8 protein-coding genes are annotated in these 10,955 nt (G+C 71.1%); 6 read left to right on the top strand and 2 right to left on the bottom strand.

Going from position 1 to position 10,955, the window contains the following annotated elements:
* Positions 1 to 134 precede the first annotated feature (134 nt).
* Positions 135 to 893 (bottom strand): SGNH/GDSL hydrolase family protein, encoded by a 759-nt coding sequence (locus ACFWGZ_RS09115; RefSeq protein ID WP_382450954.1) that lies wholly within the window; start codon positions 891 to 893, stop codon positions 135 to 137.
* A gap of 127 nt (positions 894 to 1,020) precedes the next feature.
* On the opposite strand from ACFWGZ_RS09115, the gene ACFWGZ_RS09110 reads away from it, so the two are divergent.
* Entirely contained in the window at positions 1,021 to 1,926 is a 906-nt protein-coding gene (locus tag ACFWGZ_RS09110; protein WP_382450953.1) for a DUF4142 domain-containing protein, read from the top strand.
* Between the two features lie 91 nt (positions 1,927 to 2,017).
* Positions 2,018 to 3,502, top strand: coding sequence for a DUF1996 domain-containing protein (locus ACFWGZ_RS09105; protein WP_382450952.1), 1,485 nt, complete (start codon positions 2,018 to 2,020; stop codon positions 3,500 to 3,502).
* Positions 3,503 to 3,581: 79 nt separating this feature from the next.
* Here the strand turns inward: ACFWGZ_RS09105 and ACFWGZ_RS09100 are convergent, their stop codons facing one another.
* A complete protein-coding gene (locus ACFWGZ_RS09100) occupies positions 3,582 to 6,362 on the bottom strand; it encodes a BTAD domain-containing putative transcriptional regulator (protein ID WP_382450951.1) in 2,781 nt (926 codons plus the stop codon).
* A gap of 232 nt (positions 6,363 to 6,594) precedes the next feature.
* Between ACFWGZ_RS09100 and ACFWGZ_RS09095 the strand changes: the two genes are divergently transcribed.
* The 4 genes from ACFWGZ_RS09095 (at position 6,595) to ACFWGZ_RS09080 (ending at position 10,946) form a co-directional block, all read left to right on the top strand.
* On the top strand, positions 6,595 to 7,008 hold the full coding sequence (locus tag ACFWGZ_RS09095; protein ID WP_382450950.1) for a peptidoglycan-binding protein: 414 nt from the start codon (positions 6,595 to 6,597) through the stop codon (positions 7,006 to 7,008).
* A gap of 156 nt (positions 7,009 to 7,164) precedes the next feature.
* Complete coding sequence (locus tag ACFWGZ_RS09090) at positions 7,165 to 8,337, top strand: alginate lyase family protein (protein WP_382450949.1); 1,173 nt, start codon at positions 7,165 to 7,167, stop codon at positions 8,335 to 8,337.
* Positions 8,338 to 8,356: 19 nt separating this feature from the next.
* A complete protein-coding gene (gene ilvD, locus ACFWGZ_RS09085) occupies positions 8,357 to 10,045 on the top strand; it encodes a dihydroxy-acid dehydratase (protein WP_382450948.1) in 1,689 nt (562 codons plus the stop codon).
* Between the two features lie 127 nt (positions 10,046 to 10,172).
* Complete coding sequence (locus tag ACFWGZ_RS09080) at positions 10,173 to 10,946, top strand: DUF2382 domain-containing protein (RefSeq protein ID WP_382450947.1); 774 nt, start codon at positions 10,173 to 10,175, stop codon at positions 10,944 to 10,946.
* The last annotated feature ends 9 nt before the right edge of the window (positions 10,947 to 10,955 follow it).

Raw genomic sequence — 10,955 nt, 5'->3', positions numbered from 1 at the left:
CGCGACCTGCGTTTTCACCCACCTGGCCGACCTGTTTTCCAGAACACGTTCTATCTGCAAAGAATCCGCGCGAAAACCGTCACCGAACGGGAGTTGCCTCGTTAACCAGGGTCGACCTGAGGAACACGTTCTACTCAGGAGGGCGGCAGCAGCTCCGGGCGGCGCGGCCGGATCACGTCGCCGGACGACTCGCCCCGCACCCGCCGCAGCACCCACGGCACGACGTGCTCGCGCGCCCACTTCCAGTTCTCCGCGCGCTGGACGCGCGGGTCGACCGACGGGGCGATGCCCAGCACCGCGCGCGTCAGCGCGTGCGAGACGCCGAGCCCGTCGAGCACGGAGATGGCGACCTCGGTGTGCCCGAGGGAGTTGAGGTGCAGCCGGTCGGCCGACCACATGCGACGGTCGCGCAGCTGACGCATGTTCCACATGTCGACGAGCACGCACGAGAACTCGGCCGCGATCGAGCGCACGTGCTCGTTGTAGATGGCCACCCGGCCGCGCATCCTGCGGAACACGGGGTCGTCCGCGCCGTCGACGCCCGTGAAGAGGACGACCCGCGCCCCGGACTTCACGAACAGCTCCACGGCCGCGCGGTACGCGCGCATGAGGGCGTCGATGTCCACCTTGGGCCGCATGAGGTCGTTCCCGCCCGCGTAGAGCGAGACGAGGTCGGGCCGCATCCCGAGCGCGCGCTCCACCTGTTCGCCGAGAATCTGCGGCAGCAACCGGCCGCGCACCGCGAGGTTGGCGTAGGCGAACTCGGGGTCGGCCGCGCCCAGGACGTCGGCGACCCGGTCGGCCCACCCGCGCACACCGTTCGGACGACTGGCGTCGTCGTCGCCCACTCCTTCGGTGAACGAGTCCCCCAACGCCACAAAACGCTTGCTCATGACCAGGACCCTATGTCGTGCATTCCTCTCCGGGTTGCGCGGGTTTTGATAACGGTTCGATAACGGCGACGTCTCGAACTGAGGCGGTGTCGCAGTGCGGGCCGTACTCCCGTTCGTGCGACTCCCCATGGACTTGGCGAAGCCGGCGCGACTGATGGTCGCGCTGGCCGGCTGTGCGCTGGCCGTGCTGCTCAGCACCGGGGACGCGATCGGGCAGCCGAGCACCCCCTCGACCCCCGTCTCGACCCCGCCGCCCGGAAGTGGCGGAACGGGCGACGAGGTCGTGCAGACGCAGTGGGGCCCGCTCGGCCCCGCCGACCGGGACTTCATGAACCGGGTCAAGCAGGCCGGGCTGTGGGAGAAACCCGCCGGGGAGAAGGGTCAGGCCAAGAGGGCCGACCAGCCCAAGATCCAGGAGGCCTGCAAGCACCTCATCGAGGGCCACACGCTGCTGGACAACGTCGTGAACCGCGCGGGCGTACTGCTCGGTCACGTGCTGCCCACCGAGGCCTCCGACGAGCAGAAGGGCTGGCTCGCCGAGATGGACGCGGCGACCGGCGACGAGTTCGACGCCGTCTTCGCCAACCGGCTCCGCGCGGCGCACGGCAAGGTCTACGCCTACGCGTCGCAGATCCGGGCGGGCACCAAGAACGAGCTCGTCCGCATCCTCTCCACCCAGGCGATGATCACCGTCTTCGACCACATGAAGGTGCTCGAGGACACCGGCAAGGTCGACTTCGCCTCACTGGAGTCGCCGCAGCCGCTCGCGCCGCCCACCGGCACGACCAACGACGCGGCGCCGGCGGACCAGGGCGACGACCAGGCGGCGGACGCGTCGACGAACCCGACCGACGGCGTCATCCCGACGGTGCCGGACGGCACCAGGTTCACCCGCACCGCCGAGCAAGGCGTGTTCGGCGAGAACAACGGCGTCTTCTTCGGCGCCATCGCGGTGCTCGCGCTCGCCCTGGTGGGGATGAGACTCATCTCCCGGCAGAAGCACAAGACCCGGCGGAAATCTCGTTCGTACTGAAAAACCGCATCACACTGCTCCAACCGAGAAATAGCGGCTCATCGCCGTCTTCTTCAGCATGCCGTTTTATCGGACTACTACGAGGTGGCACATGGCTATTCACCGGAGGAAATCCACGATCTGGCTCACGGCCGCCGCGGCCGCGATGGCCGTGGTCGCTGGCGGTGCCGCGGTGGTGGCCATCAGTTCTTCTGATGGCGCCGCGCTCGCCGACGGAGCGGACAAGAGCCTGTTCGTCGACATCACCAAGGTGAAGCCGAACGTCAAGAAGCCCCAAGCCGAGAACGACGCGACCACGGGCACGTTCACGGTGAACTGCGGTCGCAACGAGAACGGGCACTTCAACCCGGACAACTTCATCGCGCAGCCCGGCGTCCGCAACGGCGCCCAGCACCTGCACGACTACGTCGGCAACCTCTCCACGAACGCGGACTCCAACAACAAGTCGCTCGCCGCGGCCGGCACGACCTGCCGCAACGGCGACAAGTCCACCTACTTCTGGCCCGTCGTGCGCATCAACGACGGCGAGGAGGAGGGCGAGGAGGCCGGCGAGGGTCAGGAGCAGGGCGAGCAGGCGCCGCCGAAGAAGGACGACAAGGCGCAGCAGGACAAGGACAAGGCCGCCAAGGCCGCGGCCCGCCTCGAGTGCCCCGACGTCGCCTCGCTGCTGCCGGAGAACGTACCGGACGCCGCCCAGGCCGAGATCGACCGCGAGCTCGAGAACATCGAGAAGGTCACCGAAGAGGCCGAGAAGAAGGTCGAGACGACCAAGGCCCAGGACCGCGACAACGTGATCGTCGGCCCGACGCGCGAGAAGCGCGCGGCCATCCTGAACCGCATGATGCTGGCGTTCAGCCGCCAGGGCCAGCAGGCCCCCGACCTGAACCCGGCCGCCGCGTGCGCCGTGAAGGACCAGGCCACCGGTGAGCAGGGCCTCGACAACGGCGGCGAGAACAGCGACGCCGCGCAGGCCGAGGGCGTCGAGAACAAGAAGAACCAGAACAACGCCGAGGAGAACGCCGACAACGAGCTCCCGGGCAACGAGGGCGAGATCCAGCGCCCCGCCGTCGTCGACCTGACCTTCCGCGGCTCCCCCACCGGCAAGGTCGTCGCGATGCCGAAGTTCCTGCGCGTGCTGTACGGCGACGCGAAGGTCTCGACCAACGGCACCAAGAACGCCAAGGACTCGTGGACCTGCACGGGCTTCGAGGACAAGGTCCTGATCAACAAGTACCCGATCTGCCCGCAGGGCTCGAAGGTCAAGCGCATCCACGACTTCCCGAGCTGCTGGGACGGCAAGAACATCGACTCCGAGAAGCACCGCGAGCACATCGTCTACCCGGACGCCAACGGCAAGTGCCAGCAGGGCTTCAAGGCCGTTCCCCAGCTGCGCATCTCGCTGACCTACAACATCCCGCTGGACGTGCAGAAGGCCGGCCGGTACGCGGTCGACGCGTTCCCGGAGGAGGAGCACAACCCGTTCTCCGACCACGACGACTTCGCCAACGTGATGTCGCAGAAGATCATGAACCGCCTGGTCAACTGCGTCAACTCCGGCAAGAAGTGCCGCGAGTGACGCCCTGACCCCTCCTGCCTGTCGCAGGGCGGGAAACCCCCGGTGCACCTCCCGCGCACCGGGGGTTTCTCGTTGTCCCTCAACCCGATGGCGGTTCGGCGGACGAAGGCCCGAGGGCGGCGAGCTCCCGCCGCACCCGCGTGGCGTCGTCGTCACGGCCCAGTTCGCGGAAGAGCTCCAGCGCCTCCACCCACGCCTCCCGGGCCCGGCCCCGCTGCCCCAGTGCGACGTGGGGGTGGGCCATGTTGTCGAGGGTGCTCGCGATGGCGGAGAGGCGGCCGTGGGCCCGGTACCGGGCCAGCGCCTCGTCGTAGTGGTCAAGCGCCAGCCGGTGTTCGCCGGAGCGGTGGGCGATCAGGCCGAGGCTGTCCAGGGTGTCCGCCTCGCCCCCGGCGTTGTCGTGGGACCGGTGCAGGCCGAGGGCGGCGCGGCAGTGGTCGCGGGCGGCGTCGAGATCGCCCGTGCGCGCAAGGCACCAGCCCACGACGTTGAGCGCGTCCGCTTCCCACACGGGGTTGTCCAGCACCCGGTAGAGCTCGATCGCGCACCGGGCGTGGTGCAGGGTGCGCGGGTCGTCGCCGCGCAGGTCCCACACGAAGGCCAGGACCTGGTGGGTGTGCGCCTGCTCGGCGGGGTCGCGGTGGCGCAGAGCCAGGTCGAGCGCCAGTTCGAGGTGTTCGACGGACCTCTCGTGCAGCCCCAGCCGGGAGCAGGCGTAGCCGAGGCTCCGGTGGGCACGGCTGCGCATGGCGGGGTCGGGCAGGTGGTCGGTGGCGTCCAGCGCGGCCTGCCAGGTGGTGAGCTCGTCGCGCCAGTGCCCCCGCCGGTAGTGGAAGGTGTCGAGCGCCCAGGCGAGGTGCCAGACGACGTGGTGGCGGCCGAGGGAGGCGGCGGCGCGCTGGGCGGCCAGCAGGGTGGGGTGTTCGGCTTCCAGCCAGGCGGTGGCGGAGAGGGCGTCGGGCAGCGGGTGCGGGTGCACGCCCGCGGCCGGCGAGCCGGGGCGCACGAGCGGGCGGTGGGGTTCCAGGAGGCGGTCGGCCGAGTGCGCGGTGTGCAGGTAGAAGTCCGTCACCCTGGTCAACGCCGCGGTGCGCTCGTCGTCGGACAGGTCCTGGGCGGTGGCGGCGAAGGCGCGGATCAGGTCGTGCATCGCGTACCGCCCGCCTGACCGCCGTTCGAGCAGGGACGCCTCTTCCAGCGCTCGCAGGGCCGCGCGGGCGCGGGCCGGGGGCAGGCCGGTGAGAACGGCCGCGGCGGGCACCCCCACGACCGGGCCCGGGGCGAGGCCCAGCAGGCCGAACACGGTCCGCTGCTCGCCGGTGAGCAGGCGCAGGGACCACGACAGCACGGCCGGCAGGCTGGACGCGGGGTCGTCGTGGTCGAGCACCTCCAGCCCCAGCACGCGCAGCTCGTCGGCGACCTCGGCCAGGGGTGCGGCCGGCTGGGCGGCGGCGTTGCGGGCGGTGATCGACAGGGCGAGCGGGTGGCCGCCGCACAGGTCGACCACCTCGTCGACGGCGCCGGGCTCGGCGGCGACGCGCGCCGTTCCCAGGCGTGCGGCGAGAAGTGCCCGCGCCTGCGTGCGGTCGAGCACGTCCAGGGTCAGGTGCCGGGCACCGTGGCGGTCGATCAGGGAAGCGGGCTTCGTCCGGCCGGTCACCACGACGGTGCAGGAAGGGCTGCCGGGCAGCAGCGGGACGACCTGCTCGGCGGAGGCGGCGTTGTCCAGCAGCACCAGCATCCGGCGGTCCGCGACCAGGCTCCGGTACAGCGCGGCCATGGCGCCGGCGTCAGCCGGGACGCGATCGGGCTCCACGCCCAGCGACTCGAGGAAGAACCGCAGCGCCGCCTCCGCGGGCACGGGCTCGTCCGCGGGGCTGAACCCGTGCAGGTCTGCGAACAGCTGTCCGTCGGGGAACTCCGCGACGTGCCGGTGCGCCCACGCCAGGGCGAGCCACGTCTTGCCGATCCCGCCCGACCCGCCGATCGACGAGATCACCAGGGCGGTCCCCGCCGGCGTCCCGAGCGCCCGGTCCAGGCGGGCCAGTTCGGCGTCGCGGCCGGTGAACCACCGCGGCGGCGCGGGCAGCTGCCGGGGCACCGGTCCCCTCGCTCCCGCGCGCACGGCGAGACCGGGATCCCCGGCGAGAACGCGCTGGTGCAGCTCCTGCAGTGCCGCGCACGGCTCGGCGCCCAGCTGCTCGACCAGTCGCGCGCGCAGCTGCCGGTAGCGGGCCAGCGCGTCGGCCGTCCGCCCGGCGCGGTGCAGGGCGAGCACGAGCTGACCGCAGACGCGTTCGTCCAGTTCGTCCCGCTCCGCCAGCGCGACCAGGCCGGGCAGCACCTCGGCGTGGCGGCCCCGGCGCAGCGCCACGTCGACGCGGTCGAGCCGGGCGGCTGCCCGTTCCCTCTCCAGCGCGGTGCGCACGGCCGCCAGCCACGGGGTGTCCAAGCCCGCGAACGGCTCTCCGCGCCACAGCCGCAGGGCTTGGTCCAGGAGCTCCAGGGCGTGCTCGTCCCCGGCGGGCGCGGCCTGCGCGACCAGCCGGCGGAACCGGTGCAGGTCCACGACGCCGGGATCGGCGAGCAGGACGTAGCCGGTGGGGCGGCGCTGGATCTGCACCCCCTCGGGAACCAGCAGCGACCGCAACCGGGACAGGTACGTCCGCAGCACGGCCCGGTGCCGCAGCGGCGGATCCCCCGGCCACGCCCGCTCCAGCAACCGGTCCACCGTGACGACCCGGTTGGCCTCGACCGCCAGCACGGCGAACACACACCTCTGCCGCAGGTGCCCGACGTCCACCCGGCGGTCTCCGACCCGGACTCCGACGTCCCCCAGCACCACGAGTTCGACCGGCACGACAAACCCCCTCAGCCGCTCCCCCACGGCTTCCCGCTTCCTGCATATCGCTTCTGACCAGGCGGTTCAACGATTTCGACGCATTCGTGCCATGCCGTCGGCGCACTCTGTCCGTGCGGCTGCCGACCGAACGGGGCGGGCCGGCCCGGGGTGGAACGCCGCGCCCCGCCCACGGCGCCGCACTGGGAGTCCAACAGGGGAGATCCGGATGATCCGTCGAATTTCAGCAGTCATGGCACTTCTGTTCGCCGCGGCGCTCGTCCCGCTGGCGGCGCCGGGCGTCGCGCAGGCCGCGCCGTCCTGCAACAGCTTCACTACCTACACGGTGAACGAGGGGTACCTGCGGGTCCCGTCGATCGGGTGGGCGACCGGGAACATCAACTGCGACCTGGGCAGGGGCAACGTCGGTGACGCGGTCCGGGTGATCCAGGTGGGTCTGAACAGCTGCAGGGGTGAGGCCCTCAGCGAGGACGGCGAGTTCGGGTCGAGGACCGAAGCGGCCGTGAGGCGCGAGCAGGCCCGCCGCGGAGTCTCGCAGGACGGCCGGTACGGCCCGATCACGCGCAGGGCGGGCTTCCCGCTGCCGGTGTTCCCCACCTTCGAGACCTGGAACAAGGTGGCCGGCGTCTGTTACAACGTGGGCTGAGGACGGTGCCGAGGCGGTGCGCGGCCGACCCGGTCGCGCACCGCTTTTCGTTGTCCGGCTTGGGTTTCTGCGTTCACCCACGTGAACCGGTTCACCACCGTGAACGTTGTTCCGGAATCTTTGACGTCAAAGGTATAGACCACCAACACTGGCGGCATGGTCACCCGTTCCTGCGCGGTGCTGATCGCACTGATCGCATCCCTGATCGCCCCGGTCACCGGCCAGTCCGCCACGGCGGCGCCGGCGACGTTCGCCCACCCGGGAGTCGTGGTCTCCCGTGCCCAGCTCGACTTCGTGCGCGCCAAGGTCCAGGCGGGCGCCCAGCCGTGGACGTCCGCCTACAACGCCATGATGGGCTCGAAGTACGCCGACCTGAACCGCACGCCGAAGCCCCGTGCCGTCGTCGAGTGCGGTTCCTACTCCAACCCCAACCTCGGGTGCACCGACGAGCGGGAGGACGCCATCGCGGCCTACACGCTGTCGCTCGCCTGGTACGTCACCCGCGACGCCCGGTACGCCACCAAGGCGATCCAGATCATGGACGCCTGGTCCGCCACCATCCGCGACCACACCAACTCCAACGCTCCGCTGCAGACCGCGTGGTCGGCCAGCAGCTGGCCCAAGGCCGCGGAGATCATCAAGCACGTCTACGGGACCTGGCCGAACAGCGGCCGGTTCGCCACCATGTTGCGCGACGTCTACCTGCCCGAGGTCCAGAACGGCCGCGCCAACACCAACGGCAACTGGGAACTCAGCATGATGGAGGCCTCGATCGGCATCGCGGTGTTCCTGGAGGACCGCGCGGCCTACGACAAGGCCGTCGGCATCTTCCGCACGCGGATCCAGGCGTTCATCTACCTCACCACCGACGGCGCTCTGCCGAGGACGCCTCCCGGCAGCGGCATCGACACCCGGGACGAGATCGTCTCCTATTGGCACAACCAGTCCACGTTCGTCGACGGGCTCGCCCAGGAGACGTGCCGCGACTTCGCGCACACCGCCTACGGGCTCTCCGCCGCCTCGCACGTCGCCGAGACCGCGCGGCACCAGGGCCAGGACCTCTGGGGCGAGATCAAGGACCGGATGCGCCACGCCTGGGGCCTGCACACCAAGTACCAGAACGGCGAGCCGGTGCCGTCGTGGTTCTGCGGGGGCTCGTTCTCCCGCGAGCTCGGGCCGACGTCCGAGGTGAGCTTCAACGCCCTGAACACCCGGCTGGGGATCGCGATGACGAACACCCAGCGCTACACCGAGTCGCAGCGTCCACAGGGGACGGACAACCTGTTCATCGCCTGGGAGACGCTGACTCACGCGGCGAACCCCGCCTGAGAGCGACTAGCGTGCCCGCATGACCGAGACACCGGACGTGAAGCCACGCAGCCGCGACGTGACCGACGGCCTGGAGCGCACCGCCGCGCGCGGAATGCTCCGGGCCGTCGGCATGGGGGACGAGGACTGGGAGAAGCCGCAGATCGGCGTCGCCTCGTCCTGGAACGAGATCACGCCGTGCAACCTGTCCCTGGACCGCCTCGCGAAGGCGTCCAAGGACGGCGTGCACGCGGCGGGCGGGTACCCGCTCGAGTTCGGCACCATCTCCGTGTCCGACGGCATCTCCATGGGCCACGAAGGCATGCACTTCTCGCTGGTGTCGCGCGAGGTGATCGCCGACAGCGTCGAGACGGTGATGCAGGCCGAGCGCCTCGACGGGTCGGTGCTGCTCGCGGGCTGCGACAAGTCGCTGCCCGGCATGCTGATGGCGGCGGCGCGGCTCGACCTGGCCAGCGTGTTCCTCTACGCGGGCTCGATCCTGCCCGGCCGCGTCACCCTCTCCGACGGCACGGAGAAGGAGGTCACGATCATCGACGCGTTCGAGGCCGTCGGGGCCTGCGCGCGCGGCCTGATGAGCCGCGAGGACGTCGACCTGATCGAACGCGCCATCTGCCCCGGCGAGGGCGCGTGCGGCGGCATGTACACGGCGAACACCATGGCCAGCGCGGCCGAGGCCCTGGGCATGTCGCTGCCCGGCAGCGCCGCTCCCCCGGCCACCGACCGCCGCCGCGACGGGTTCGCGCGCCGGTCCGGCCAGGCCGTCGTCGAGATGCTGCGCAGGGGCATCACCGCGCGGCAGATCATGACGCGCGAGGCGTTCGAGAACGCGATCGCGGTCGTCATGGCCTTCGGCGGCTCCACCAACGCCGTGCTGCACCTGCTCGCCATCGCGCACGAGGCCGGCGTCGAGCTGTCGCTGGACGACTTCAGCCGCATCGGCGCGCGCGTGCCGCACCTGGCCGACGTGAAGCCGTTCGGCCGCCACGTCATGACCGACGTCGACCGCATCGGCGGCGTGCCCGTGGTGATGAAGGCCCTGCTGGACGCCGGCCTGCTGCACGGCGACTGCCTCACGGTCACCGGCCGCACGGTCGCGGAGAACCTCGCCGACATCGCCCCGCCCGACCCCGACGGCCTGGTGCTGCGCGCACTGGACAAGCCCATCCACCACACCGGCGGCATCACGATCCTCAAGGGCTCGCTCGCCCCGGAGGGCGCCGTGGTGAAGTCCGCGGGCTTCGACTCGGACGTCTTCACCGGCACCGCGCGCGTGTTCGACCGCGAGCGGGCCGCGATGGACGCGCTGGAGGACGGCACGATCACCGCGGGCGACGTCGTGGTGATCCGCTACGAGGGCCCCAAGGGCGGGCCCGGCATGCGCGAGATGCTCGCCATCACCGCGGCCATCAAGGGCGCGGGCCTGGGCAAGGACGTCCTGCTGCTCACCGACGGCCGGTTCTCCGGCGGCACGACGGGGCTGTGCGTCGGGCACGTGGCGCCGGAGGCCGTGGACGGCGGCCCGATCGCGTTCGTGCGCGACGGCGACCGGATCACGCTCAACGTCGCCGACGGCACCCTCGACGTCGAGGCCGACCTGGAGAGCCGCCGCGAGGGCTGGTCGCCGCTGCCGCCCCGCTACGAGCGCGGCGTGCTCGCCAAGTACGCCAAGCTGGTCGGCTCGGCGTCCCGCGGGGCCGTGTGCGACTAGCTAACTCGGAAGGCTGAACCGCCCCGCGTGTGCGGTCACCCGGTCGGTGCGCACCGGCGAGCACCCCTCCCCCGAGGGGTACTTCGCACGTGCAAGCCGACAAGCCGACCGCGGGAGGAACAGCGCGATGATCGATCAGACGCACGTTGAGGCTCTGTACGACTGCGACGTGATCGACAACAGGGGCGAGAAGATCGGGTCCGTCAAGCGGGTGTGGCTCGAGGACGGCACGGGCAGGCCGATGTGGGCCGAGGTCCACACCGGCCTGTTCGGCACGAAGGAGAGCTTCGTCCCGATCCAGCAGGGCCGCGTGGCGGGCGGCGCGATCACCGTGCCCGTCTCGAAGCAGCAGGTGAAGGACTCGCCGAGCATGCACACCGCCGAAGACCACATGACCGACGAGGAGCAGGACGCGCTGTACGCGCACTACGGGCTGATCCCGCAGGCCAAGACCGGTGAGCACGACCGGCTCGAGGGCGCGGGCGAGCACTCCACCGACTGGCGCGGCAGGAACGAGCGGGACCGGCGCGGCGCGGACGACGTCGCCGAGGTCACGCTCTCCGAGGAGAAGCTCGACGTCGAGACCCGCAAGGTCGAGGCGGGCCGCGTGCGCCTGGTCAAGCACACGGTCACGGAGCAGCGCACCATCACCGTGCCCGTGACGCACGAGGAGGTCCGGGTGGTCCGCGAGCCCGTGGAGGGCGACGCGGGCCGCACCGGCGAGGCCTTCACCGACGAGCAGGCCGAGATGACGCTGCACCGCGAGGAACCGGTGGTGCGCAAGCGCACCGAGGCCTCGGAGCGGGTCCGGCTGGAGAAGGACGCCGTCACCGAGCAGCGCGACATCAAGGGCGAGGTCCGCAGGGAACGCGTCGAGGTCGAGCGCGACGACCGGCGCTGAGTCCTGTCC

Origin of the sequence: Lentzea sp. NPDC060358 (genome assembly GCF_042725365.1) — a bacterium.
Taxonomy (GTDB): Bacteria; Actinomycetota; Actinomycetes; order Mycobacteriales; family Pseudonocardiaceae; genus Lentzea.
This window is presented reverse-complemented; position numbering and strand designations above follow the sequence as displayed.

Bases quoted from the DNA above. Each gene is read 5' to 3' on its own strand.
- ACFWGZ_RS09115 (WP_382450954.1), bottom strand. From the start codon at position 893: ATGAGCAAGCGTTTTGTGGCGTTGGGGGACTCGTTCACCGAAGGAGTG.
- ACFWGZ_RS09110 (WP_382450953.1), top strand. From the start codon at position 1,021: ATGGACTTGGCGAAGCCGGCGCGACTGATGGTCGCGCTGGCCGGCTGT.
- ACFWGZ_RS09105 (WP_382450952.1), top strand. From the start codon at position 2,018: ATGGCTATTCACCGGAGGAAATCCACGATCTGGCTCACGGCCGCCGCG.
- ACFWGZ_RS09095 (WP_382450950.1), top strand. From the start codon at position 6,595: ATGGCACTTCTGTTCGCCGCGGCGCTCGTCCCGCTGGCGGCGCCGGGC.
- ACFWGZ_RS09090 (WP_382450949.1), top strand. From the start codon at position 7,165: ATGGTCACCCGTTCCTGCGCGGTGCTGATCGCACTGATCGCATCCCTG.
- ilvD (WP_382450948.1), top strand. From the start codon at position 8,357: ATGACCGAGACACCGGACGTGAAGCCACGCAGCCGCGACGTGACCGAC.
- ACFWGZ_RS09080 (WP_382450947.1), top strand. From the start codon at position 10,173: ATGATCGATCAGACGCACGTTGAGGCTCTGTACGACTGCGACGTGATC.